The sequence below is a fragment of the Psychrobacter sp. I-STPA10 genome (genome assembly GCF_021012795.1).
In the GTDB taxonomy this organism is placed as follows: Bacteria; Pseudomonadota; Gammaproteobacteria; order Pseudomonadales; family Moraxellaceae; genus Psychrobacter.
This window is the reverse complement of sequence record NZ_VFYU01000002.1, coordinates 1-24,809: the sequence shown is the minus strand read 5'-3', so window position 1 is coordinate 24,809 and position 24,809 is coordinate 1. Positions and strand designations below refer to the sequence as shown.

The 24,809-nt window shown below is 41.6% G+C and carries 24 protein-coding genes; 11 read left to right on the top strand and 13 right to left on the bottom strand.

Features of this window, described 5'->3' with window-relative positions:
- Positions 1-165: 165 nt before the first annotated feature.
- Positions 166-660: an FKBP-type peptidyl-prolyl cis-trans isomerase gene (gene fkpB, locus FHK89_RS01140; protein WP_230655862.1), complete on the bottom strand. Its 495-nt coding sequence runs from the start codon at positions 658-660 to the stop codon at positions 166-168.
- 231 nt (positions 661-891) lie between these two features.
- Between fkpB and FHK89_RS01135 the strand changes: the two genes are divergently transcribed.
- Entirely contained in the window at positions 892-1,557 is a 666-nt protein-coding gene (locus tag FHK89_RS01135) for a DUF1294 domain-containing protein (protein WP_230655861.1), read from the top strand.
- A 196-nt stretch (positions 1,558-1,753) separates the two neighbouring features.
- On the opposite strand, the gene cls is transcribed toward FHK89_RS01135, so the two are convergent.
- From cls to ileS, 3 genes are read right to left on the bottom strand one after another with little or no spacing between them, the layout of a single operon-like run.
- Positions 1,754-3,211 (bottom strand): cardiolipin synthase, encoded by a 1,458-nt coding sequence (cls, locus tag FHK89_RS01130; RefSeq protein WP_230655860.1) that lies wholly within the window; start codon positions 3,209-3,211, stop codon positions 1,754-1,756.
- A 26-nt stretch (positions 3,212-3,237) separates the two neighbouring features.
- The gene (gene lspA / locus FHK89_RS01125) at positions 3,238-3,918 is read right to left on the bottom strand and encodes a signal peptidase II (protein WP_268992896.1); all 681 of its coding nucleotides are present in this window, start codon (positions 3,916-3,918) and stop codon (positions 3,238-3,240) included.
- Positions 3,911-6,781 carry an isoleucine--tRNA ligase gene (ileS, locus tag FHK89_RS01120; RefSeq protein ID WP_230655859.1) on the bottom strand — a complete coding sequence of 957 codons (2,871 nt, stop codon included), beginning with the start codon at positions 6,779-6,781 and terminating at the stop codon, positions 3,911-3,913. Before ileS ends, lspA begins: the two co-directional genes overlap by 8 nt.
- 528 nt (positions 6,782-7,309) lie before the next feature.
- Here ileS and ald point away from each other — a divergent pair.
- Positions 7,310-8,422 (top strand): alanine dehydrogenase, encoded by a 1,113-nt coding sequence (ald, locus tag FHK89_RS01115; protein ID WP_230655858.1) that lies wholly within the window; start codon positions 7,310-7,312, stop codon positions 8,420-8,422.
- Positions 8,423-8,671: 249 nt separating this feature from the next.
- On the opposite strand, the gene FHK89_RS01110 is transcribed toward ald, so the two are convergent.
- The 4 genes from FHK89_RS01110 to FHK89_RS01095 all read right to left on the bottom strand — a co-directional run bounded on the left by FHK89_RS01110 (position 8,672) and on the right by FHK89_RS01095 (position 13,353).
- The gene (locus tag FHK89_RS01110; protein WP_230655857.1) at positions 8,672-9,640 is read right to left on the bottom strand and encodes a Hint domain-containing protein; all 969 of its coding nucleotides are present in this window, start codon (positions 9,638-9,640) and stop codon (positions 8,672-8,674) included.
- 23 nt (positions 9,641-9,663) lie between these two features.
- The gene (locus FHK89_RS01105; protein WP_230655856.1) at positions 9,664-10,629 is read right to left on the bottom strand and encodes a Hint domain-containing protein; all 966 of its coding nucleotides are present in this window, start codon (positions 10,627-10,629) and stop codon (positions 9,664-9,666) included.
- A 31-nt stretch (positions 10,630-10,660) separates the two neighbouring features.
- Entirely contained in the window at positions 10,661-12,262 is a 1,602-nt protein-coding gene (locus tag FHK89_RS01100; RefSeq protein WP_230655855.1) for an ATP-binding protein, read from the bottom strand.
- 68 nt (positions 12,263-12,330) lie between these two features.
- On the bottom strand, positions 12,331-13,353 hold the full coding sequence (locus tag FHK89_RS01095) for a DUF368 domain-containing protein (protein WP_230655854.1): 1,023 nt from the start codon (positions 13,351-13,353) through the stop codon (positions 12,331-12,333).
- Positions 13,354-13,633: 280 nt separating this feature from the next.
- On the opposite strand from FHK89_RS01095, the gene FHK89_RS01090 reads away from it, so the two are divergent.
- On the top strand, positions 13,634-13,987 hold the full coding sequence (locus FHK89_RS01090; protein ID WP_230655853.1) for a hypothetical protein: 354 nt from the start codon (positions 13,634-13,636) through the stop codon (positions 13,985-13,987).
- A gap of 277 nt (positions 13,988-14,264) precedes the next feature.
- On the opposite strand, the gene FHK89_RS01085 is transcribed toward FHK89_RS01090, so the two are convergent.
- Both FHK89_RS01085 and queE read right to left on the bottom strand, forming a co-directional pair.
- Entirely contained in the window at positions 14,265-15,323 is a 1,059-nt protein-coding gene (locus FHK89_RS01085; RefSeq protein WP_230655852.1) for a multidrug resistance efflux transporter family protein, read from the bottom strand.
- Between the two features lie 45 nt (positions 15,324-15,368).
- Complete coding sequence (gene queE / locus FHK89_RS01080) at positions 15,369-16,079, bottom strand: 7-carboxy-7-deazaguanine synthase QueE (RefSeq protein WP_230655864.1); 711 nt, start codon at positions 16,077-16,079, stop codon at positions 15,369-15,371.
- A 265-nt stretch (positions 16,080-16,344) separates the two neighbouring features.
- Here queE and FHK89_RS01075 point away from each other — a divergent pair, with 265 nt between their 5' ends.
- The 7 genes from FHK89_RS01075 (at position 16,345) to FHK89_RS01045 (ending at position 21,243) form a co-directional block, all read left to right on the top strand.
- Complete coding sequence (locus FHK89_RS01075) at positions 16,345-16,761, top strand: hypothetical protein (RefSeq protein WP_230655851.1); 417 nt, start codon at positions 16,345-16,347, stop codon at positions 16,759-16,761.
- Positions 16,762-17,175: 414 nt separating this feature from the next.
- Positions 17,176-18,018, top strand: a complete 843-nt coding sequence (locus FHK89_RS01070) for an undecaprenyl-diphosphate phosphatase (protein ID WP_230655850.1) — start codon at positions 17,176-17,178, stop codon at positions 18,016-18,018.
- An 8-nt stretch (positions 18,019-18,026) separates the two neighbouring features.
- Positions 18,027-18,923 carry a class I SAM-dependent methyltransferase gene (locus FHK89_RS01065; protein WP_230655849.1) on the top strand — a complete coding sequence of 299 codons (897 nt, stop codon included), beginning with the start codon at positions 18,027-18,029 and terminating at the stop codon, positions 18,921-18,923.
- A 57-nt stretch (positions 18,924-18,980) separates the two neighbouring features.
- Positions 18,981-19,226 (top strand): type II toxin-antitoxin system Phd/YefM family antitoxin, encoded by a 246-nt coding sequence (locus FHK89_RS01060; protein WP_230655848.1) that lies wholly within the window; start codon positions 18,981-18,983, stop codon positions 19,224-19,226.
- 38 nt (positions 19,227-19,264) lie between these two features.
- A complete protein-coding gene (locus tag FHK89_RS01055) occupies positions 19,265-19,579 on the top strand; it encodes a hypothetical protein (protein ID WP_230655847.1) in 315 nt (104 codons plus the stop codon).
- Positions 19,580-19,605: 26 nt separating this feature from the next.
- Entirely contained in the window at positions 19,606-20,544 is a 939-nt protein-coding gene (gene ubiA, locus FHK89_RS01050; RefSeq protein ID WP_230655846.1) for a 4-hydroxybenzoate octaprenyltransferase, read from the top strand.
- 75 nt (positions 20,545-20,619) lie between these two features.
- On the top strand, positions 20,620-21,243 hold the full coding sequence (locus FHK89_RS01045; protein WP_230655863.1) for a DUF4112 domain-containing protein: 624 nt from the start codon (positions 20,620-20,622) through the stop codon (positions 21,241-21,243).
- A 77-nt stretch (positions 21,244-21,320) separates the two neighbouring features.
- Here FHK89_RS01045 and FHK89_RS01040 read toward each other — a convergent pair whose 3' ends face one another.
- Positions 21,321-21,998: a hypothetical protein gene (locus FHK89_RS01040; protein ID WP_230655845.1), complete on the bottom strand. Its 678-nt coding sequence runs from the start codon at positions 21,996-21,998 to the stop codon at positions 21,321-21,323.
- A gap of 283 nt (positions 21,999-22,281) precedes the next feature.
- Positions 22,282-22,743: a secondary thiamine-phosphate synthase enzyme YjbQ gene (locus FHK89_RS01035; protein WP_230655844.1), complete on the bottom strand. Its 462-nt coding sequence runs from the start codon at positions 22,741-22,743 to the stop codon at positions 22,282-22,284.
- Positions 22,744-22,887: 144 nt separating this feature from the next.
- Here FHK89_RS01035 and FHK89_RS01030 point away from each other — a divergent pair, with 144 nt between their 5' ends.
- Positions 22,888-23,856 carry a DMT family transporter gene (locus FHK89_RS01030; protein ID WP_230655843.1) on the top strand — a complete coding sequence of 323 codons (969 nt, stop codon included), beginning with the start codon at positions 22,888-22,890 and terminating at the stop codon, positions 23,854-23,856.
- 42 nt (positions 23,857-23,898) lie between these two features.
- On the opposite strand, the gene FHK89_RS01025 is transcribed toward FHK89_RS01030, so the two are convergent.
- Positions 23,899-24,531: a hypothetical protein gene (locus tag FHK89_RS01025; RefSeq protein ID WP_230655842.1), complete on the bottom strand. Its 633-nt coding sequence runs from the start codon at positions 24,529-24,531 to the stop codon at positions 23,899-23,901.
- Between the last annotated feature and the right edge of the window lie 278 nt (positions 24,532-24,809).

Genomic DNA, 24,809 nt, shown 5'->3' with positions numbered 1-24,809 from the left:
AGACCCCCTCCTAACCTCCCCCTTAAAAAGGGGGAGGAACTGGTTTTTAAGTCCTCCCCTTACTTCAAGGGGAGGGTATGGGAGGGGTCATATATGATTTTATAAAATAAAGTTGAGAGTGGGGTATTCTATATAACATCTGTCTCACCCATCTTATTGAGTCAACTATTTTAGTTGAATCCCTGTCTCACCTGCGGGTGTCACTTTAAAAATCTGCACTTTAAAATAGACTGGTTGCCCAGCTAAGGGGTGGTTAAAGTCTACTGTGACCTCGTTGTCATCGATGGCACTGATGACGCCTGGTAAGGTATTTTTTCCTTTGTCTTCAAATTCTATCATCATGCCAATCTCTGGCTTGCCTGCATTGGCAAACTGAGCTGCACTAAATTTTTGTATATTATCAGCGTTCCATTCACCAAAGGCTTGAGCTGGCTCAAGTAGGGCAGTACGGGTGTCTCCTGCACGTAGGTTAATGAGTACTTTTTCAAAGCCTTCTAGCAGGCTTTCATCACCAATGACCAAGCTGACAGGTTCATCACGACTAAAAGTAGAGTCGATGACTGTGCCATTTTCGAGCGACACTTCAAAGTGTAGCTTTACCTGACTGCCATGAGTGATGCGGGTATCTTCGTTGGGATTAATAACTTGTGGTTGATTCATAAGTAAATTACTGTCAAAAATATAAGGGATTAAAGGAATCTATTATAAAGCTTTGAATGAGTTTGAGTTGCTAAAATTTGTGCTTATTTTATTTTTATCAATGAGCTTGCTATCAATCAAGCCCCTAAAATCATAACATGGCAAATTAGTGTGCCAATGCTATTGATAGATGTCAACAGATGTCAACATAGCTGTTAAAATAGTATTATTTTCAAAAAGTCGCAGACAGTTATGGCAAAAAAGCAACAAGGCACACGGGTGCAAGGTAAAATCGAGAAATGGCAAGATGACAAAGGCTTTGGTTTTATTGCCTCTGAGGAAGATTCCATATTTTTTCATATTAGTGAGTATCAGTCTGCTGCATCAAATAAATCAACACAGCGTCCAAAGCTTGGAGAGCGGGTTTCTTTTGTCATAGGCAAAGATAAGCAGGGGCGTTTGCAAGCCAAAAAAGTAATTTCTTTAACGGATTCATGCAAATATTCAACACCTAAAGCCAGTCGCCAAAAACAAGCACCCTCCCATCAAGATAGATTTAAAGCAGATCAAAGTAATCGCTTGTTTATCGCCTTGGGTTTTTATGTGTTATTAATCATATTGGCAGTGATGGGTAAAATAATATGGTTGGTGGTGGGTTGGTATGTTGCCATTGGTGTGCTGACATTTTTGGCGTATGCCAAAGACAAATCGGCGGCTCAGCGTGGGCAGTGGCGTACCCCTGAGTCTACACTACATATTTTGAGCTTGATTGGGGGTTGGGCAGGGGCAATGTTGGCACAGACTTATCTGCGCCATAAGTCAAAAAAGATTGAATTTCGTACGGTGTATTATTTAACCGTCATCATTAATTTGGCAGGGCTGTTATATCTATTATCAGGTGGCAAGATAACGATGTAATCATGTAATCAGAATAATTAAGAACCTGTATTCACAACCCACAATGGTAGCTTTTTGCCTAAGATAGACGTACTACTGCGTTAAATTTTGGATTAAATAGAATGACTATTCGCCCCAAAATTTGCCTTGTATTACGCCATTTTAGTCTAAAAATCCCCTGATTTTGGATTATGAATACAGGTTCTAATAATCAGGGTTATAAAATCGGCCCTATGGTTGCCACCACATTACAACAAATCTGACGGAAAAATCCCCATTGTAAGACTTCATCTAGGGTAACTTTATTAGAATCTGCGATATAGTCTTGTTGCCGCTGCATCACATCTTGAGTCAAGGTCACATCATTTAACAAAATATTATTTTCATAATTAAGGTTAAAGCTGCGTAAATCCATATTGGTTGAGCCAATTAAGGTGATTTTATTATCTATGGTCAGCGTTTTGGCATGCAGCAATCCGCCACGATACTCATAAATATGTGCGCCAGCTTCAAGCATTTGCCGATAATAGCTGCGACTGGTTAGTGCGACCACACCAGAGTCATTATTTTGGGGGAATATCATGGTAACGGTGACGCCACGATAGGCAGCGGCACAGATGGCATTAATCAAAGTATAGTCAGGTACAAAGTATGGTGTTGAGATCATTAAGTGATCACGTGCCTGAGCGATGAGGGTACAAAATAGTTGTGGTGTGGCATCACGGCGGATACTCGGGCCATCACCAAATACTTGAGCTGCAAAGCCATTTGCAATGGGCTGAGTATTATAAACAAAGGCATCTAGAGGTGTATCGGGTCTTTGCACCAGCCAATCACTGGCAAATAACATCTGATTTTGTGCTACCACAGGCCCTTCAAAGCGCATCATAATATCCACCCAAGGCGCATATTTTGCTTTAATTCGAAATTCAGGGTCAGCACAGTTTTGGCTACCACAATAAGTAATTTTACCATCAATAATGGTGATTTTACGGTGATTACGCAAATCAACACGACTGACCAGCATGGTTTTGAGAATGTGCGTCAGTGGCAAGGCAGTCTCAACTTCGACACCTGCCTCTTGCATTTGTTGCCATAGCGGTGATTTTATAAATTGACGAGAACCCAAGGCATCGACCATGGCTCGACATTTCACCCCACGTTTGGCAGCGCGAATCAGCGCATGGGCGGTATTTGTACCCGTATTATCATTAAGCCAGATATAATACAACACATGGATATGGTCAACTGCGGCATCGAAGTCTTCAATCATACGACTACGAGCCGTCTGTGCATCGGGCATGAGGGTGGCTTTATTACCAATGGTGGTTTTAAAGCCTTCAGCAGTGGTTGCTAGAGCAAAGGCGGGGGTGTATAAATCATCAACATCTTCTAGTAATAGTGCCTCACTGCCAAGTACTTCAGGATTGCGCCCTTGTAGATTGGCAATGATGCGTTCACGCTCAGTATAAGTATTTTTGCCAAGGTTCACTTCACCAAACAGCCAATAGACAATCACACCAAGATAGGGTACGACTAAGATAATAATAAACCAAGCTAGGCGAGCTGCTGGAGTCAAGTCATGCCGCCATAAGATACGCAAAGTGAGCACTACGACCAGTAAGGCATGAAAGCCCAAAATAATATCTAAGATGATTTCATAATTAAAAGTCAAAATGACTCCTTATTTGCTAAGCTTATTTAGCCATTACGTTTACTTTCTAAAAAAAACATATCAATTATAATCAATACTACGCCAACACAGATTGCCATGTCAGCCACATTAAAGATAGGATAATGCCACACATCAGCATAATGCACATGAATAAAGTCAATAACATGCCCCAGACGCACACGGTCAATCAGGTTGCCAACTGCACCGCCTAGTACCAATGCTAAGCCAATATTTAGGGTTTTGGCATTGCGTGGTGTGCGGGTCAGATAAATGGATAAAAACAGTGACATGGCTAAAGCCAACCCTGCAAAAAACCACTTTTGCCACCCACCTTGGTCTGCCAAAAAGCTAAAGGCAGCCCCATAATTGTATGCCAATGTCCAATTTAAAACAGGCTCAATCACTGGCACAGGCTGGTGAAAGGTTAAGGTGCTTTCTGCCAGCCATTTTGTCCATTGGTCTATCACAATAACTAATAATGATAACGTATACCACAACAAGGCGTGTTTGCCATTTAGTTTGGGTGCTTTAATCAATGCAGTACTGGCAGAGATGGATTCTGCTGAAACATACTTAGGTTGTATGTCGGTCGCTTCTGTCGGCATCGTGCTGCTATGGATAGTCTGATTATCCAGCCCATTCATTGTTGTGGCTGCCGATTTCTCCCCGCTATGCTTAGGTGAATTCGGCTTAGATGAATTAGGCATAATGTCGAACCTCACCCACATTGGTAATGTTACTTACACAGCGGGTACATAACTGTGGATGTTCATTGTTTGTGCCCACATCATCACGCACATGCCAACAGCGGATACATTTTTCTCCTGTAGCAGGTGCGACACTTACACGTAGAGTTTCTATGTCTGTGGATTCACCTTGTGGTGTTTGGGTGTCTAGTGGCTCAAGGGTTGCTTCACTGGTGATAAGTACAAACCGCAATTCATCTTCTAGTTTAGCTAGACTGTCATAGATATCACCTGTGGCATAGATGCTGACGCCAGCAGTTAAGTTGGCATTAATCCGTTTTTCTTCACGTGCTGTCTCAATGCGCTTATTAATCGCATCTTTGGCGGTCAAAATTGTTTCCCAATCTTGCTCAGTGACTTCTTGCTCAGTGGCTTTGTCCATGCTAACGGCTGGCAAGGCATACCACTCCTGAGTAAATACATAGGCATTTTCACCTGTGGCAGTCTCTTTAAGCAGTGCTTCCCATGCTTCTTGAGCGGTAAAGCTTAAGATGGGGGCAATCCAGCGGATGAGTGCATGGGCGATATGCACCATAGCTGTTTGAGCTGAGCGGCGTGGTGCGCCATTTGCCATACTGGTATATTGGCGGTCTTTGATGATGTCTAAATAAAATCCGCCCAAGTCTTGTGAGCAAAAGCTCATCACTTGCTGGGTGACTTGGTGGAAGTCCATGGCATCATAAGCTTTGATAATTTCATCTTGCACATTATTAGCCCGTACCATGATGTATTTATCTAGGCTCACCAACTCGTCAATATTTACACTGTCAGTAGCAGGATTAAAATCATCGGTATTGGCAAGTAAAAAGCGAATGGTATTGCGGATACGACGATACATATCCGTCGCCCCTTTAAATGACTGCTTACCGGCGCTCATCTCATAACGATAATCGCTGGCAGCAATCCACAGACGCAGCATGTCTGCACCCGTTTTGTTAATTTCATCTTGTGGGGTGATGACGTTGCCATCACGCTTACTCATTTTGCGACCATTTTCATCCACCACAAAGCCATGCGTCAGCACTTGCTTAAATGGAGGGCGTCCATACATGGCTTCACTGGTCAGCAGTGAGGTCTGAAACCAACCACGATGCTGGTCAGAACCTTCAAGGTACATATCAGCAGGATTACGCAAGCCATCGGTATGCTCTAGTACCGCAAAATGGGTTGAGCCTGAGTCAAACCACACGTCCAATGTATCTGATGCTTTAATATACTCATCGGCATCATCACCGATAAATTGCTCGGCATCAGCATCAAACCATGCTTCCACGCCACCTTGCTCGATGATTTTTGCCACATCTTCCATAAGCTCTAACGTACGTGGATGCAATTCGCCTGAATCTTTGTGGGTAAAAAATGGAATGGGCACACCCCACGTACGTTGGCGAGAGATACACCAATCAGGGCGACCTTCGACCATCGCCTCGATGCGGTTTTGCCCCCATGCGGGTGTCCATGTGACATTAGGAATATCGCTTAACGCTTGTTGTTTTAAGCCTTTGGCATCCATGCTGATAAACCACTGCGGTGTGGCACGAAAGATAATAGGGCTTTTGTGACGCCAGCAATGTGGATAGCTGTGCTCAATTTTATAGTGTTTAAACAGATGCCCTGATTCGTTTAAATCAGCGATGATTTGTGGTTGAGCCTTATAAATATGTTCACCAACATATACCTCAGCGGTGTCCAGATATACGCCATTGCCACCCACAGGATTGGTCACTGGCAAATCATAACTTAAGCTGACCACATAATCCTCTGCACCATGTGCAGGGGCAGTATGTACCAAACCCGTACCACTATCGGTGGTGACGTGTTCACCCAAAATAAAGGGTACTTGACGCTCGCTAATGAGTGGATGCTGTGATTTTTTCAGCTCAAGCTCAGTACCTTGTAGGGTGTTAATTACCCCGAGGTTGCTGAGCTCTAATGCACTTAGGGCATCGTCAATCAATGCGGTTGCCAAAACTAAATTACCTTTTTCAGTTTTCACTACGCTGTATTCATGCTCAGGGTGTACGGAAATGGCTTGGTTGGCAGGCAGGGTCCAAGGTGTGGTTGTCCAAATCACCGCAAACGTCTTATCCGCTTTTGCCTCAGTTGCAGCATCACCGCTACCAAGCAGGGCATCAACATCCGCATCGACGACCTCAAAGCCTACATAAATGGCATCTGAAGTCTTATCTTCATATTCTACCTCGGCTTCTGCTAGTGATGAGCCACAGTCTAAGCACCAGTTCACAGGCTTCATACCACGAGTCACATGACCATTGGCATAAATTTTTGCCAAGGCACGCACAATATTGGCTTCTTGTGCAAAGTTCATGGTCAAATAAGGATTGTCCCAATCCCCAAATACCCCCAAACGCTTAAAATCTGCCATTTGTAGCTCAACTTGGCTACGGGCGTATTCACGGCATAAACCACGGAACTCTGTGGCAGATACTTTTTGTCCGACCTTGCCAACTTTGGCTTCTACTTTTTGCTCAATTGGCAAACCATGACAGTCCCAACCGGGGACATAAGGGGCATCATAACCTGATAGGGTTTTAGACTTGGTAATAATGTCTTTGAGGACTTTATTCACTGCATGACCTAAGTGAATCTGACCATTGGCGTATGGAGGGCCATCATGCAAAATATATTTTTCTCTACCCACACGGGATTGACGAATCTTGCCATAGACATCGTCAGCTTCCCATGCTTTGAGCCAATCAGGCTCACGCTTTGCCAGATTGGCGCGCATTGGAAATGCCGTATCAGCGAGGTTTAACGTATCTTTATAATCAGGTGTGGCAGTATCGTTCGTTTGCTCGGTCATGGTTGCTATCTTATTAGTCAGTGAAAAAGGTTAATGAGTGATAAAGTAATCATTGGTAACAGTCAACTTATGGGTATGTTGCAACATAAATTATTAAGCGATTAAAAATAATTGTTAAGGGCAGTCCACTATAAATAATCTCACCACGGATAGACCTTGCTTAGCATACTTGTTTGTAAAAACAGTTACTATCTGCATTTACTTGATTTGTGGTGAAATTATATTAGGTTGACTATAATTTTTTAGTAAAAATTAGTTAATAATTTTCCCAAGTTGCCTATTAAAAGGCTTCTATTATAAGCGAAATAATTAAATAAAGGAAAATATCAAAATATGTCTTTGAAAAATAAGACAAAATTTTTAATATACGTTCCATATTAGCAGTGATTTATTTTTTATGCCATCTGTATAATTATGTTTAAAATACTCAATTATCCTTAGTAATCACTCGCCTGTTACAATCTGCACATAACTAGATAATAACAAATAGTTATACCCTAACAAGCAAAAAATTATATGGAGATAAACATGTTAATTGGCATTCCAAAAGAGATTAAAAATAACGAAAATCGGGTAGGCCTAACCCCCAGTGGTGTGCAAGCATTAATCGAGCGTGGGCATAAAGTGTTGGTTGAGACCAATGCTGGTGCAGGCTCACACTTTAATAATGAAGACTATCAAGCGCTTGGTGCAACTATCGTTGACTCTGCTAAAGAAGCGTGGGACGTGGATATGGTCATCAAAGTCAAAGAGCCATTAGACAGCGAATATCAATATTTTAAAGAAGGCTTAACCCTATTTACTTACCTACATTTGGCAGCCGAAAAAGGCTTAACTCAAGCACTGGTTGATAATAAAGTCACTGGTATTGCTTATGAAACCGTACAAACTGCCGATGGCTTACCCCTGCTCACCCCGATGAGTGAAGTGGCAGGACGTATGAGCACCCAAATCGGTGCCCAGTTTTTACAAAAATTCTATGGCGGTAAAGGCATCTTACTCGGTGGTGTGCCCGGTGTGCAAAAAGGTAAAGTCACCATCGTTGGTGGCGGAGTCGCTGGGACAGAGGCCGCCAAAATGGCAATCGGTCTTGGAGCAGACGTGACTATTTTGGATTTAAGCCCCAAACGTCTTAAACAACTCTCAGAATTATTTGGCAACAGCGTACAGACACTAATGTCAACGCCATTAAATATCGCTAACAGCGTCAAAGCCAGTGATTTGGTCATCGGTGCGGTATTAATTCCCGGTGCATCTGCACCCAAGCTGGTCACCGAAGAGATGATTGCTTCTATGAGTGAGGGCAGTGTTGTGGTGGACATCGCCATCGACCAAGGCGGCTGCTTTGAAACCACCGACCGCATCACTACCCACGATGAGCCGACTTACACCAAACATGGCGTGATTCACTATGCCGTCGCCAATATGCCCGGTGCTGTGCCTCGCACCTCAACCATGGCACTGTCTAACGCCACCTTAAGATATGCCCTCGCATTGGCAGACAAAGGCTACAAAAAAGCCTGTCTTGAAGATGAGTCATTATTAAAAGGCATCAACACCATTGATGGTAAAGTGACTTATAAAGCGGTTGCTGATGCTTTAGGTTTTGATTATGTCGATGTTAAAACACTGATTAACTAAGATTTTTATATAGCTAATCCTGCTATCCGCTTGTATCTGTCAGCCTAGGCGAGGCGGTGGCACGAGTTGAGACATTGCTGTTACCTCGATATGAGGAGGGATAAAGCAAGTGTCTGGGGGACACTTGCCCTGACGCAAGAGAAAATCTGCGATTTTCTAAAATAGCCACCGCAACTCGCCCAGACTGACAGGATACCGCTACTATCAGGGCTAGCGGTCACATCTGCTATCTTATCTCTATTTATCGTATTATAAACCCCGCACCCATAGCCCATCATGCCCAACAAAATAAGTATGATGGACAGCGACTTCTAAATTATAGACATAATCCTTAAAAGGATTGGGGCAATCGTCATAATATTCCTCCATCTGCTTATGCAGACTGGTGTCGCTTAACCCTGTGGCATCACCGTATTTTTTGACGTTTTTTATCGCTTTTTTTACCAGCTTTATATCAGCAATGCTGTTTTCTTGAATAACTTTACCCTCAAAAATCAAAGGTTGATAAACAGATTCTAAAAAGCTATCAGCACTATGTAATGTAGGATCTTCATCTTGGCTTAGCCTAATATTCAATGTTTTATATAGCTCTGGATCAACCATAAATGGGTTGTTTTGGTTAATCAGTAGCTTGGCATCAGAAGTGTGTTTGTTTAGCGTTTTAATCTTGCGTTTAAACTGTGCTGGCGTCTCTGCCAGACTCACATACTGATAACTAGTATCTGAAAATTGCACAAACTGAATGACACCTCCACTTTCCCAAAGGTCTTTGTCTTCGATGTTTTGGATATAAGCACAGCCTTCTGGATAGTTGGGCAGGGTACGCACAGGCATAAACGAGTAGTCATCAAGGGCGATGACATCACCATTAGCTGCGGTGAGATAGCCCGGTGGCAATCGCCCAGCAGACAGCCATTTCCCTTTTAGCTCTTGTGCAGCGTCGGTCACTTCTTCTCTGCTCACATAGAAAGGGTGGTCACCGGTACAAAATAGGTAGTTTAAACCTTTCTCACCGCTTTGTTGTACAGCTTCATTAAAGTATTCAACTTTAAACAGTTTTCTTTTGCTTGTTGATTTCAAGGTACTTAGCACAGGTTTGTATTCAGGCTCACCACTACCGTCCTCAGGCTTGGATAACACAAGGTCACCAACTTTAATATCCTGTATCGGTACTAAACCCTTATCTGTATGTACTAATGTTCCTGCAACAAAGCTCATCTTATTTCCTTGATTGATTGATTTTATTCATGCACCCATAGCCCATCATGCCCAACAAAATAAGTATGATGGTCAGCGACTTCTAAATTATAAACATAATCCTTAAAAGGATTGGGGCAATCGTCATAATAATTCTCCATCTGCTCATGCAGACTGGTGTCGCTTAACCCTGTGGCATCACCGTATTTTTTGACGTTTTTTATCGCTTTTTCTACCAGCTTTATATCAGCAATGCGGTTTTCTTGAATGACTTTACCATCTAGAATCAATGGTTTACTTAGTTCTGTTAGATAAATTTCAGCACTGTGTAATGCAGGCTTTTTATCTTGAGAGAGTCTAACATTCAACATTTTATATAGCTCTGGGTCAACCATAAATGGGTTGTTTTGGTTAATCAGCAACTTAGCATCAGAAGTGTGCCAGTTTAATGTTTTAATCTTGCGTTTAAACTGTGCTGGCGTCTCTGCCAGACTCACATACTGATAACCAGTATCTGAAAATTGCACAAACTGAATGACACCTCCACTTTCCCAAAGGTCTTTGTCTTGAATGTTTTGGATATAAGCACAGCCTTCTGGATAGTTGGGCAGGGTACGCACAGGCATAAACGAGTAGTCATCAAGGGCGATGACATCACCATTAGCTGCGGTAAGATAGCCCGGTGGCAATCGCCCAGCAGACAGCCATTCGCCTTTTAGCTCTTGTGCAGCGTCGGTCACTGCTTCTCTGCTCACATAGAAAGGGTGGTCACCGGTACAAAATAGGTAGTTTAAACCTTTCTCACCGCTTTGTTGTACAGCTTCATTAAAGTATTCAACTTTAAACAGTTTTCTTTTGCTTGTTGATTTCAAGGTACTAAGTACGGACTTGTACTCTACCTGACCACTACCATCTTCAGGCTTTGATAGCACCAAATCTCCCACCTTTAAGTCTTGAATAGCAACTAAGCCTTTATCTGTATGTACTAATGTTCCTGCAACAAAGCTCATATCATATCCTTATTAAAATAATCCAATCTAATTAAACCACTTCTTCCACCATAAAATCCGCTACTTCTCGACTGCTTTCGCTAAATTCAACGCCAATTAAATAAATAGCCTTGCCCTGCATACGATATTTATCGGCATAGCCTTTATCTTTGATTTGCTCAAGGGCTGAGTTGGGCTTTTTGCTTTGCTCTATCACTTTAAATTCAAAAATATAAATACACTCATTAAAATCCACCGTCATATCCATACGCCCACGATTGGTGCTATCCTCGACCACTACTTGCAGTCCAAGACTGGCAAAGTAAGCATAAAATACGCTTGCCCAATATCCCTCGCTTTTTATAAAAGAGCAGTGTGCTATATTGTTATTTCTATGCCAATCATGCGGAATGGAGCTAAAAAAGGCATTTAGCAATTCGTGAATACCGTCAAAGTCATTTGCTATCAATAACGGCACAAGGCGAACCTGTTGTGATTTATAGTTATTATTAGGTAGATAACGCATCAGTAGCGTTTGGTTGAGGCTTTGGCGGATTTCTTTATTGGGATAATTTAACTGATAATAAGGGCTATCAACCAATATTTTGGTGGCTTTGATGGTGAGATAACCTGTTTGGAACATTAAGGCAATCGGTGAGATATCACCCACATCAAAGCTGGATAATAGCTGGTCATCAGCAAGCTGTTGTGTTGGCTCATAGCTACTAATGCCCTCCTCCATCATTTTATCAACCAAAAAAGTTGGTGTACCTGTTTCAAACCAATAGGGGCGGAATACCTTTTCATCTAAATATAATAATATATCAAATGGGTTATACACTGATTCGCCTGTCCAGTTATAGCCGTTATACCAGACTTTGATTCTTGCCATCTCCTCATCATTAACATTTTCTAACTCAGGGGAAAAGACAGTTTCTAACTCTTGTTGAGTATAGCCGCAAAGCGCAGAGAATTTTTGATGAATAGTGATGTCATGTAAGTTATTTAGCCCTGAGAACAAATTCACTTTGCTAAATTTGGATACCCCTGTCAGCATCGCAAAGCGAATATGAGCGTCCTGTCCTTTAATCACAGAATACAAATCTCGCAAGCCATCTCGCATGATTAAGGCAGTCTCTGGTTTGGTCAGATTATCCAAAATAGGTTTGTCATATTCATCTATTAAGATAACCACTTTTTGTTGGTATTTGTCATACGCATTTTCAATAAGCTGTTGAAAGCTATTAGCGATTTGCTCAGGTTTATTTAGGGTAATACCAAGTTTTTTGGCATTATTGGCAAGTTGATTTTGTAAGTTGGTTTCAAATTTTTGTTTATCCCACATAATGCCTTCAGCAAAGCCGAGGCGTATGACAGGATAAGTGGTGTCCCAATCCCAATTATTTTCAGCATACAGGTCTGTGAACAGCTCTTTATTACCTGCAAATAATTCAGCGATGGTGTCTAGGGTTAGGCTTTTACCAAAACGTCTGGGGCGGGATAAAAAGATATAGCGATATTCGACCAACTCTAGGATATGTTTGGTTTTATCGACATAATAAAAATTTTCATTGCGAATATCGGCAAAGGTTTGGATACCGATGGGCAGTTTTTTTGATTTTTTAGATAGGGCTGTCCGTTTATTATCATGCATAGTATGTCCTCTTTTTGCTTAAAGCTATCTTATGTTTATCTTAGCAGTTGTTAGCAATAAATAACCATTTATTCTGCCACATTGTGCGCTTGATATTTCTGTCCCCACCATGATAAGCCTGTGACCACCACCGCCCCAATGATGATGAGTCCGAGCGACAATGCCCAGTGAGTGATTTGTCCGTTTTGTGGCTGTGTTGCCATCACTTCAAAGTATTGCCAAGGCGCTAAATTGCCTAATTCTTCGGTACGCCACGGCCAGATTTTCACCAATGAGCCTGCGATAAATCCTGTTAATAATGCCAATGTACCTTGATAGTAGCGGTGTAATAGCCATTTTAATAGGCGAGTAAAGACCAGCAGCCCTGTTGCCATACCAGCAACCACGGTAAAAATAACCGAAAAATCCCAGTCATGCACCGCTTGTAACACCGCATCATACGCGCCAAGCAGTAGCAAAATAAACGATCCTGAAATCCCTGGTAATATCATCGCACAAATGGCAATTGCGCCTGCAAAAAACAAATAGGGTAGGCTAGGGGTGGTGGATAATAAGGGGGCATTGCTAATCAATACTGCGGCAATCACCCCCACACCGAATAATAATGCCCGTGCTCCCGTCCAACGCTTAACCTCGGTCAATAAAATAAATACGGTAGCAATCACCAAGCCAAAAAAGAACGACCAAATTAATAACGGTTGGTAATCCAATAAGTATTTAATGCCATTTGCCAAGGTCACAAAGCTGGTCGCAATACCAGCAATCAAGCACAATAAAAAGGTGGCATCGACTTGCTGCCAGACTGCTTTAATGGCACTGACAAAGCCATGTTGTTGCCAATGTTTGCGCCATAATGGAATGAGCCCGATACCAATTTGACTCAACGCATTAATCAGTCGTTGATAAATCCCTGTAATTAACGCAATCGTTCCCCCTGACACACCGGGTACAATATCAGCAGCACCCATTGCCATACCCTTAAAATACACTGCCAGTAACGGTTTTACGCCTTGCTGCTGTATTTGTGTGGTTGTACTGTTTAGCGGAGTTTGGGTATGATTGCTATTATGGGTTTGGTTGCTATTGCGCATGCGCTTTCCTTTTTTTGACTTTCAGCTAACAATTTTCAACTTAAAAATAGTCTTTAATCTAGCTATCTTGAGCTAAACACGCTTTAATTTAACACTGTTTTATTTAATAATGGCTGGTTAAGCTTTGCCGTTTTTGGCTGCTAATAATAGCAATTTTAATTGATACTAAGATACAGTAAGATGTCAAATGCTGTTAAATATCTCGAACGGTTTGTTATAAAATGGCATTTGTTCAAGTGATGTTAGCTAGTTAATGTTTACTTTAAAAAGAGAGATGATTATGGATGATGATGAGAGTTTTGAAGAGTATAAACAGCGTTTAGAGCTTGGTCACCAAGCTTTTGCCAGAGTGAATAGCGAATGTGCGTCTTTGGGGCTAAATCTAGGTGCGAAAGCGTTGATGATAGAGCATGCCATTGAACAGGGTATAGAAGTTGAGGAATATGAACGTGTGTTTTTAAACTTTTATCAATGGATAATGCAAATGACCTACAGTTTAGGACTTGAGCCAGATTTTCTAGGAACTCAGCTAATGCCCCAAGCCTCACAAAATGCGGCAACAATCATTGATTATATTGATGCCATTGAAGAGTCCAATACGACAAATAAAGCACCCAAGCCACCTAAGTGCTAATAACCCCTAAGCAATGATGACACTGATAACATTGTAAGTGGTAAAGCAGTGAGCACATGGTCAATGGGTATTGATGACAGCCATACATACTTAGAACCTGTATTCATAATCCAAAATTAGAGGATTTTTAGACTAAAATGGCGTAATACAAGGCAAATTTTGGGGCGAATAGTCATTCTATTTAATCCAAAATTTAACGCAGTAGTACGTCTATCTTAGGCAAAAAGCGACCATTGTTGGTTGTGAATACAGGTTCTTAAATAGCTCAAAAACTAGCCTATTGTCTGACCGCAAACAACACCAACCCCAATACAATCAGTGCAATACCAATCCAACCTAATAGCGATGGTAGTGGCGTGCCTAATAATAACACCCCACCGATAAGCGCAAATATCACTTCACTGGCTTGGGTGGCATCGACTCCAGCGACCTCTTGGGTGCTGTCTGCTTGCCCGCGTGCATACAAAAATAGACTGGTGGCAATCACCCCTGAGCATAAAGCGACCAAAAAAGTATTAAAGGCTTGTGTCATACTGGGCAAATTAGGGTGTATCAACACCCCAAGTAGTAGCCAAAAAGGCAGGCTACCCAATGTCATCAGCCATACTTTATTAAAGGCATTATTCACCCCGTTGCCGAGCAGTTCAGTATCAATGGTGGGAATGTGGCGTTGCCATGAGCTGACAAGCTGTGCCGATGATGTGGTGGCAGCAGTGTTATGACGCTGTGCTGCATTGTGTGACGCTTGCCAAACAAGCTGATTGCCGATGGGATAGCTAAAAGCAGCTATCAGCGCAGGCAATGCACCAAATAGCAATATCTGTAGTAGACCTTCAGTGCTGGGTATTAGGGGATTGGCAGGGGTGTTAACGGTGGTATTAATAGTGGCAGTGTGCATCGCCTCACTGATATTGGCACACACCACCCCAATAAATATCATCACCGCATAAACAATCACCTGTCTATCAAAGCGTCGCCCAAAAGCATAGAGCACAAACAAACTGGCGACCACGGTAAACATAAACGTCGATGCCACTACCCAGCCACTGGCATGGTCAGCAGCGTAACAAATGCCAGCATAAAACAGTCCAAAACCGATGCCACCAGTGACACACCAAAATTGCCAATAACGCCGAAACACCTGCCATAATTCACCAATACGCTGCACCCCATGTTGAAAAGTAATAATGGCTGTTAGTAGTATCAGCATAAACACATAGCGTAAACTTGCTGACCAATACCAATGTCCCCCTGCCACGCTCATCAACTCATTGAGTACAAAAGTGGAGCTAAAAAATGCCCCTGCCACCAGTCCGAGTAAAATCAGTTTTATCATGAAATGTTATAGTCCCTTATTTGCCTTATCTTATAGGTGTAGGTGTTATTTACCTTTGGCATCTGCCCAAATGATTTTGTGTAACTGCAACTGAAAGCGTACTGGTAGTGCGTCTTCTAAAATCCATTCAGCTAACTGACGAGCCAGCACAGGTACTTCACTGCTATCTTTGCTTATTTGGTCAATATTAAACATTGGTGAAAACCATACTGTACCCACTTTTTTATCTAATTCATACTCAAAAAGTTTGGCTTTTGCCCAATCATAGTCGTCTCGATTCATAATCACTAATTTTAGTTGGTCGTGTTGGGTTAGATAATTTAAATTCTCCCATAAATTTTTACTCGCCTCACCACTACTTGGAGTTTTAATGTCCATCACCTTGCTAACAGCACTGGGAACACGTTGCACTGATAACGCCCCTGCCGTCTCTAATGACACCTCATAACCTTTATCTAATAGTATTTGCATCAAGGCAATGGCATTGGGCTGTGCTAATGGCTCACCTCCAGTAACACACACACGCATACAGGGATATTGACCAATATCTGCCATGATGTCATCAAGTGACTGTCGCTTGCCACCTGAAAATGAATAGGTAGTATCACAATACACACAGCGTAGTGGACACCCTGTTAAGCGTACAAATATGGTAGGCAATCCTGATGTTAACGCTTCACCTTGCAGTGAGTAGAAAATCTCAGTCAGACGTAACCCTGCTTGTGGGTCAGTGACTGGAATATTTTGCTGGTGCATAAGTGGGATAGGCTGGCTCACTAAACTTTCCTATATATAAATGATGAATAAAACAAGGGATTAAAGCAGGTAAAAGTAGAAAAATGTCGGTTATTAAAGGGAGCTTTAACTATTTGTTAAGGATAATATATATAAAAACAACACAAAGCTACAAATGAATATCAAGAAAAATAAACAGACTATTATATTATATTCGCCAGTTTATATCGGCTTAAAAATATAAACGACAATTGTTTAGTATTTTTTTATTTTTTAGGAGATGATAATGAAAAAATTAACCGCATCTTTACTGATTGCCGCTTCAACATTGGTTGCGAGCCCAGCAGTACTAGCTGCAACAGCAGATAATGCTGCAAAAACAGTTAATGTACAGTTTAAACGTGGTACTTCTAGTGCCCACTATACTGGTAAAGTTAATGGTTATAAATATCATGACTATACGTTCCGTGCCCGCAAAGGACAAAAGCTACAAGTGAAATTGTCAGGGGGTAATGTTGAGCCGTATCTTTTTCATAGCAAATTAAGCGATTCAGTCAATGTGGGCGTCAATTCGCCTGAGCTAACGAATGGTGTGTATGTATTGCCTTATGATGGCACTTATACTCTTCGTATTAACCAACCACGTGCATCTGCTCGTGATGGCAAAACTCAGCAGTATTGGTTAATGATTGGTATTCGTTAATTGTATTACTTTAAATTGTCCTAAATTAAGTGAACTATAAAAAACACTGTCTTAATGACAGTGTTTTTTTATGGACGCCTATATAATAGTAATGGTTTTTTGTGCACAAATTATTCAACCGCACATTTTGAAAACAACAAAACTGAATTAAGCTATGGGCAATTGCATATAATAGTCAGCGAAATTATAAACTGGTACAAGGCAGGTAAGTGCAGATAGTACGGTTGTACAGCAAACGAGCCTAACACCGTAACAGTTATCAAGTTCATTGACTATAATTATCCTATAAGACAAGCATGTGTCACTAATACTACTGCATGATTGTGGCGTTATAATGGGCAAGCACTATAATACAATTCTCAATATAACGTTTAATTTAAATTGGGATTAATATAACATTCAAGAGGGCATTTTGTGGATATTTTACTGTTTATCCAGTCCATTATTATGGGCATTGTCGAGGGTATTACTGAGTTTTTGCCCATATCGAGCACTGGATATTTGATTTTAACCGCTGATATCATGGGTTTTTGGACAAAAGAGAAAGCCGATTTATTTATTGTCGTTATTCAGCTTGGTGCGATATTAGCGGTGATTTATAACTATTGGGGCAGGCTTTGGCACGCGTTTATGGGTTTGCTAACTGGTAAGGCAGAAGGCTTGGCAAATCCTCGCCAGTTAGGGCTAAGCTTAATAGTAGCGACCATTCCTGTGATGATATTGGGCTTTACCTTTGCCGATGAAATCAAAGCCTATTTATTCAATCCCTATACTGTGGCAGTGATGCTTATCATCGGGGGTTTGCTGATTTTTTATGTGGAAAAACGTCCCAAAGCCATCATAGCAAAAGAAGCTGAAGATATCAGTATAAAAACAGCATTGATGATTGGTTTGTTCCAGTGTTTGGCATTAATACCCGGCACCTCTCGCTCAGGCTCAACCATCATTGGTGCGTTATGGCTTGGGGTATCACGCAAAGCTGCTGCCGAATTTTCATTCTTTTTAGGGATTCCTGTGTTGATTGGTGCAGGTTTGCTTGATTTACTCAAACACAAAGATGCGCTCACAACTTCGCAAGACTGGTTAATACTGGGTGTGGGTACATTGGTTTCTTTTGTGGTGGCGTTGTGGTGTATTCGCTGGTTAGTCGATTGGGTATCTCGGCGTGACTTTACTATTTTTGCATGGCTACGTATTGCCACAGGTGTATTGGTGTTGGTGGCGGCATTGGTGTTTGGCTATGATATTGAAGGATAAATCATTGTATGACAAGCGTACAATCTGACAGTGATAATCATCATCTATTACTTTATCCTCGTGGTGGTGAAGAATTATCAGCAGTGGTTAAAGCCCAGTTGACGCGAGTCTCTGAGTTGATAACCACCCATCATCTGCCCATTGCGCTAGATTATCAGTCAACTGATAGCAAATTAAGCCAAAAAAATCGCCAAAAAATCAGTGCACAATTACAAAAACCTGTGTTAATTATTGATGAAAAAGGGCAATTGTCATTACTGATTGATGGCATCAGTGTGTCACCAAATTGGGTCAGTTTACAGCGACGTATTGTTAGTGCAGGGCGAAAATCAGAGCTGTTATTACAAGCAGCAAAATTGACCGCAGACTCTCAGGTGATTGATGCCACCGCAGGCTTTGGTCATGATAGCCTGATACTGGCAAGTAGTGGCTCAAAAGTCACTATGCTAGAGCAACAGCCAATATTGGCGTTGTTATTATTGGCTGAGCAGCAAAAAATGGTACAGCAGAAAAACTGGCAAAAATTGATGGCTCGATTAAGTATTGTTTGTATTGATGCTAAAGAATACTTAACCACAAATTTTGAGAAAATTGAGCATATTGAATATATTGAACAAAAAGTCGATGTGGTTTATCTTGACCCAATGTTCCCTGATGACAGCTATGAAAATAGCCAAACAGGCAAAGGGGCAAAAGTGGGTAAGCACATGCAAGCATTGCATGGATTGGTTGCGCCACCTGATTTGCAGGCACAGCAACAGTTATTGGATAATGCTTTGGCTAGAGTAAAAGATGGTGGGCGAGTGGTGGTTAAGCGTCCTGTAAATGCGCCAAATTTTGCAGAGCGCACACCTGATGAGATATGGCAAAATAATGTGATACGCTTTGATGGGTATTTTGTTTGATAGTTATTTTGTTTGATGGCTGTTTGTTAATAAATATAGCTGATAAGGATTAGTGAGATGTTAATAGAAATTAATGAGTTACCTCAACAAGCCCGTGATTGGTTACATAGGGTACAGGCGGGTGAAGAAGTTTTATTTGTGCAATCAGGCAAACCCATTGCAACCTTATCCGCAGCCAGTCCTACCGATAAACTTAAGCGTCAAGCAGGACGATTAGCAAAAACAGGTCGTAGATTAGACCCTGCATTTTTCGAGCCACTAAATGATAAGGAATTGGCTTTATGGCATGGTGAACATGAGTAAGAATCAAGAATTTTGATGTTAATTTATACTGGTAAATAATGATGAATATTAATCTATCCCTTATTGCCGTGTATTTATGGCTAATTATGTTGGTGATAGTGGTGGTGGTAGTAGTGGCTGTTTTATTTATAAAAAACCTGGCTTATCGACAACAAGTAGCACAGCTCAAAAAACGCTTACAAGAGCTGGGTGGTAATGAGCAGTATGTGGCTTATTTACAAAGTCAGCAACAGGGTAAAGATAAAATAGCTGCCATCAAAGCCCTACGTCAGCAATTCCCTGAGTTATCTTTGCTAGAAGCAAATGAGATTTGGCAACAAGTGCATAAGGAACAAAACTCAAATTTAAAATAAAAACCATCATCAGTAAGTGAGCAAACATGATAGCCGATAGACAGTCCATTAGCCTAAAAGACAAGCTTTTTGCTTTTATTCAACTGACCCGTTTTGATAAACCTGTGGGTATAGAGCTGCTTTTATGGCCAACGCTGTGGGGGGTGATGCTAGCAGCAATGGGGCAGGCACAAGCAACTGGTGAGATAGCAGGATTGCCGAGCTTAAAAGTGTTTGTGATTTTTGCAATTGGGGCAACACTGATGCGCGCGGCAGGCTGTGCGATTAATGACTTTGCTGACCGTAAAGTTGATGGACATGTGAAGCGTACTAAAGGGCGACCATTGGCAGATGGGCGATTGCGTGGACGTGATGCGGTGTGGACATTTCTTATTTTGTCATGGATTAGTGCCAGCTTGCTGTTTTTTTTGCCTGTGCAGGTGTTTTATTGGTCATTGATTGCGGTGGCATTGGCGTTTATTTATCCATTTATGAAACGCTTTACTCATCTGCCGCAGCTATTTTTGGCAGCAGCATTTGGTTGGGCAATTCCGATGGCATACGTTGCCATTCAAGGTGCGCCTGATATCTGGTGTTGGCTATTATTTGTTGCTTATATGTGCTGGACGGTGGCGTATGATACCCAGTATGCGATGGCAGATAGAGCCGAGGATTTACAAGTTGGGGTTAAATCCACTGCCATTTTGTTTGGGCGTTTTGATGTCATTATCATCGCTGTTTTGCAGACGTTATTTTTGCTGATTATGGGCATTGTGTTGTGGCATTATTTTGCCCCAACTTCGTTGGGACTTATTCCAGTGTTTGCGCTTGGTTTGGTGGCGATGATGTTTGCCAAACAAAATAAGAAGTGCCTTAGCCGTGAGCCATTGCCATGCTTTCAAGCATTTTTGGCTAATATCTGGGTGGGACGCTATGTGTTTATTGTAGTGGCAACTAGCTGTAGTTGGGCAGTGATGGGTTCGTAGTTTGTTTAATATTATTACAAGTTTATTATAAGCGGGTATAAGCGAGACAGTGACTTGATAACAGATGATAACAATATCAATATACAGCAGCAACGGAAGCAGTATTTTATAGAGAATTTGCAAGCTCAAGGCTTAACCCATGAGCAGGTCATTGCCACTGAGCGGCAATTGGCAAAGTTTGCCAATACCATGGATTCATTGGTGCGTATCCCATTTACGAAACAGGGCTTGGGTGTGGATGCGGCTTTATCAACTGTGCCAGTATTGGGCGACTTAGCAGGATTTATGCTAACCAGCTATGCGTTTGTATTGGGGCGCAGGCTTGGCGTACCAAGCAGTAAAATGACCCCAGCCGTTAAACTGGCATTGATGGATATGCTGCTGGGTGTTATTCCTGTGGCTGGCACAGTAACGGATATTTTTATTCGTCCAAGTCGCAAAACGCTGGATATCGTGCATGAGCATATTGTGCAAGAGTATGGTATTGATAACACAGCACATATAGAGCGTCCCTTTTTGCATGAAGCACTTGAGGCAAAACAACGTCAGTCAGCCATTTGGCGTAATCCAATTATGGCTTGGCTATATTTGCATATTCCTGATATTTTAGGGCTGATTGTGATTGTTATTATGGGCTGGTTGATGTGGCTATTTGCGCATTGGTTGGTTGATGTGTTTGGGCGAGTGACAGGGTTTTAAAAGAGGCTATTAATTATTGACTATATGTGTCATGTTATTTTAAGCCATAGGCAGTGATGTCTATGGCTTATTAATAACTATTGGCTGACCACCACTTCTGCTTCGGCACTGGTGGCATCAAAATTAGTGATTTTGCCATTTTGTACCAAATCAATTGAGCCACCACCACTATGGCTAACCAGCTCAATACTGCCATCTTGTGAGCGATAGGTGGGATTATTACCTTGTGCAGGTGGCGCAGTGAGCAACACTCTTTTGCCTGAGGGTAATAATACATTGGCTTGTAGCTCAGCCGTGGCAGAAGTCTGAAAAGTGACTTTTAGTGTGCCACCTGATTCACTGCGATACTCAACATCGGTAATTTGTTTTTCTTTAGCAATGTCATCTGCAATTAGCTGATTATCTGCTTGAGCAGTGGTAGGTATATCATCATTGCTAATCACTTCTACTGCGCCATCATTGGTTTGTTCGCCTGCTTGCTCATTTAAGAGTTGCTTGGTTTCGTCTTGCTGCGCTACCTTTTCTGCTGTATCAGTTTGAGCGTCCGTTGTGGCTGTAGAAGCTGCTTCGGCTGGTGGGGTGATTGTTGTCACCTGAATGTCCTCTGCTTGCGTCTCAGCATTGTCCTGCTTTTGACAAGCAGATAGGGTGCATATACTTAATAACAGCGTTGCAACTAGATAATTAGTTCTACACTTGCTGCTATGTTTGCTGTCACGTTTGCAAAAGCTTGATGACGCATTAAAACTACGCATGATGTGTGTCCTACTCATTAAATGTGTTGGTTATTTAAGCATAAAATAGCGATGGTAACAATTGAGTTATATTGTGACATATATTAAATCCCTATCTTGGTTATAAAATCATGTAAGTTCTATGATTAAATCCCGACGGTGATGATTAGTTTACGTCCACTGGCATGATTGCGATGCTCACATAAATAAACACCTTGCCTGAGGAGGGATTAAAAAGTGTCTGGGGGACACTTTTCCCGACGCAAGCGGTGAACGACAAGGTTCACCGTGGCAAGGTGTTTGGTTAGATCCCGACGGTGATGATTAGCTTACGTCCACTGGCATGATTGCGATGCTCACATAAATAGACACCTTGCCAAACCCCCAATCCTAATCTCCCCTCAATCAAAGGAATGGTTAAACTCACTCCAAACATCATTGATTTAAAATGGGCAGGCAGGTCGTCTGAGCCTTCAAAAGTATGGCGATACTCTGGTTGGTCAGCAGGGGCAATTTTATTGAGCCAATCTTCGGTATCTAGCCTGACATCAGGGTCGGCATTTTCATTAATAGCCAAACTAGCAGAGGTGTGTTGTAAAAATAAATGTACCAACCCTGAGACAGTACGATTTGACTTATTTTTTCTCTTGGCATCGTCTGTTTGCTTATCAACTAATTGACTGACAGCTTGTGTAATATGCGGGGTAATGATATGCACACCACGTTGATGGGCGGGCAGGGTAATTTGTGTTTGTAAATATGGCATAGATAGTCTCTTAATCACTGTTAAATAACTGAATAGATGGTAATATTTTAGCGGTTTTTTGCGCTACTGGTGCTAAAATTAGGGTTTTGATACCACTTAAAAATATGATTTGAACAATACAATTTGAACAATACAAGGAGGGTTATGGCTATCTCTACCCGTAGTGCCTCATTAGGCTTAGTGATAGGCTGTGTTATTTTTGGTATGGGCAGTTTGATTGTCGCACATTTATCTGTGGGTGGGTTTGCCATGTCATTTTGGCGATTGGCAGTTGCAGGAGTAATTTTTACTGCCTTAGCACAGATAGCAAAAAAACGGCAAAGTCAAAATACAGATCACCATAAGTCAGCAGCCGTATTACCGAAAGCCATCAAGTATGGCTTATTATCTGGAGTGTTTTTAGGGATAGATTTGGCACTGTGGCATGAGAGTATTTATGCCGTTGGGCCGGGTATTTCAACTTTGCTCAACAGCTTACAGATTTTCTTTTTAACCGCCATTGGTATTGTATTTTTTGCTGAACGTCCTTCATTATTGCAGTGGTTTAGTTTTTTATTGGCAATGTGTGGGGTGGTGATGATTGCCAGTCCCGAGTTTCGTCACAATCAACAAGCCGCCTATGGCTTTATCACTGGCATTGTTTCAGGTGGTATGCTGGCGTTATCCATGGTATTTATTCGCCTGACGCATGAGGTGCAGCCCACGCCAATTTTACAATTGATGCAGCGAGTCAGCATCGGTGGGGTTTTGGCGATGATAATACCGATGTGGTTATTTGATGCAGGGCATATCCTGCCGACTAGTATGAGTGAGATAGGTTGGATTGTGGTGTATGGTGCGGTGATGCAGTGTTTGGCTTGGGGGCTAATTGCCTATAGCATACCCAAGCTGTCACTGAGCATCACAGGTCTGCTGTTATTAAGTGAGCCTGTTGCAGCATTATTGATTGATTATTTATGGTTAGATAAGCCGATTAATGGGCTACAATGGTTGGGTGCAAGCATCACCATGTTGGCAATTTATTTAGGTTCACTAAGACCAAAATCTAAACAAGGCAAGCCGAGTAAACTAAAACTGCGTCGTTATCGTATTCGGGCAAAAGTACAGGAATAAATTGTATTGTACTGGTGTCACAGTCAGTTTGAAGTAATATCGTTACTTTAGCCTCAAAGAGTTATTTTTCATACCGCTGTCTTGATATATCTGCTCTAGATATATTTGGCTGGCAAGTAGCTTATCTACCACACCACTTTGGCTTTGCATATTGAGTTGTTTGCTAAAGTCTAGAATAGATTGCAACTGTGCCATCACAATATCATAGCTGGTAACATTTAACTTTTTATTGATAACAATAGAGTTTGCATAATTGCTATCAAGTTGTAAATAGTTATTGATAAGTTCAGGAATACGAACATCAATCAGTTTATTAAGCGTGAATAGTTGCGATTCGGTAAGTTGCTCATGGTGTGTGGATTCATATTGTTCACCAATCTCATCCATGATAAGTCGAAAGGCTTGCGGAACACGCTGGTTGTGTAATAGCTTGACATAAAGGTGATGTTTAGAAAACTTAATAACTGCTAAGGTAGCAGCAGTTGTTTTTGTATCATCTGAGAGAGTATCAGTGGGTTGGGCAGTGTTAGCTTGAGTAAGGGCGTGTTGTTGTAAATATTGTCGATGACGTTGAGCCATATTATTGTGCTGACGGATACTGCGCTCTTTGAGTACAAAAAATAATGGTACGACTAATATAAGACTGAGTAAAATCAGCAGAGCGGCAAAAGACATGATGGCTCTCAATAACTATTCATATGATTAATATTTAAACCTTAACAGAGGATGAATAAAATATCCATTAACTCATTACCATGATAAGATAAAGTCAGATTAGTCACAACTATCTAATGGCTGATTGTTGACTATTATATTAAAGCCATAAATTATATATACCATGCCACTCTCAACTTATAAGCCCCCCTCCTAACCTCTCCCTTAAAAAGGGGGAGGAACTGGTTTTTAAGTCCTCCCCTTACTTCAAGGGGAGGGTATGGGAGGGGTCATATATG

Bases quoted from the DNA above. Each gene is read 5' to 3' on its own strand.
- fkpB (WP_230655862.1), bottom strand. From the start codon at position 660: ATGAATCAACCACAAGTTATTAATCCCAACGAAGATACCCGCATCACT.
- FHK89_RS01135 (WP_230655861.1), top strand. From the start codon at position 892: ATGGCAAAAAAGCAACAAGGCACACGGGTGCAAGGTAAAATCGAGAAA.
- lspA (WP_268992896.1), bottom strand. From the start codon at position 3,918: ATGCCTAATTCATCTAAGCCGAATTCACCTAAGCATAGCGGGGAGAAA.
- ileS (WP_230655859.1), bottom strand. From the start codon at position 6,781: ATGACCGAGCAAACGAACGATACTGCCACACCTGATTATAAAGATACG.
- ald (WP_230655858.1), top strand. From the start codon at position 7,310: ATGTTAATTGGCATTCCAAAAGAGATTAAAAATAACGAAAATCGGGTA.
- FHK89_RS01110 (WP_230655857.1), bottom strand. From the start codon at position 9,640: ATGAGCTTTGTTGCAGGAACATTAGTACATACAGATAAGGGTTTAGTA.
- FHK89_RS01105 (WP_230655856.1), bottom strand. From the start codon at position 10,629: ATGAGCTTTGTTGCAGGAACATTAGTACATACAGATAAAGGCTTAGTT.
- FHK89_RS01100 (WP_230655855.1), bottom strand. From the start codon at position 12,262: ATGCATGATAATAAACGGACAGCCCTATCTAAAAAATCAAAAAAACTG.
- FHK89_RS01095 (WP_230655854.1), bottom strand. From the start codon at position 13,353: ATGCGCAATAGCAACCAAACCCATAATAGCAATCATACCCAAACTCCG.
- FHK89_RS01090 (WP_230655853.1), top strand. From the start codon at position 13,634: ATGGATGATGATGAGAGTTTTGAAGAGTATAAACAGCGTTTAGAGCTT.
- FHK89_RS01085 (WP_230655852.1), bottom strand. From the start codon at position 15,323: ATGATAAAACTGATTTTACTCGGACTGGTGGCAGGGGCATTTTTTAGC.
- queE (WP_230655864.1), bottom strand. From the start codon at position 16,079: ATGCACCAGCAAAATATTCCAGTCACTGACCCACAAGCAGGGTTACGT.
- FHK89_RS01075 (WP_230655851.1), top strand. From the start codon at position 16,345: ATGAAAAAATTAACCGCATCTTTACTGATTGCCGCTTCAACATTGGTT.
- FHK89_RS01065 (WP_230655849.1), top strand. From the start codon at position 18,027: ATGACAAGCGTACAATCTGACAGTGATAATCATCATCTATTACTTTAT.
- FHK89_RS01060 (WP_230655848.1), top strand. From the start codon at position 18,981: ATGTTAATAGAAATTAATGAGTTACCTCAACAAGCCCGTGATTGGTTA.
- FHK89_RS01055 (WP_230655847.1), top strand. From the start codon at position 19,265: ATGATGAATATTAATCTATCCCTTATTGCCGTGTATTTATGGCTAATT.
- ubiA (WP_230655846.1), top strand. From the start codon at position 19,606: ATGATAGCCGATAGACAGTCCATTAGCCTAAAAGACAAGCTTTTTGCT.
- FHK89_RS01040 (WP_230655845.1), bottom strand. From the start codon at position 21,998: ATGCGTAGTTTTAATGCGTCATCAAGCTTTTGCAAACGTGACAGCAAA.
- FHK89_RS01035 (WP_230655844.1), bottom strand. From the start codon at position 22,743: ATGCCATATTTACAAACACAAATTACCCTGCCCGCCCATCAACGTGGT.
- FHK89_RS01030 (WP_230655843.1), top strand. From the start codon at position 22,888: ATGGCTATCTCTACCCGTAGTGCCTCATTAGGCTTAGTGATAGGCTGT.
- FHK89_RS01025 (WP_230655842.1), bottom strand. From the start codon at position 24,531: ATGTCTTTTGCCGCTCTGCTGATTTTACTCAGTCTTATATTAGTCGTA.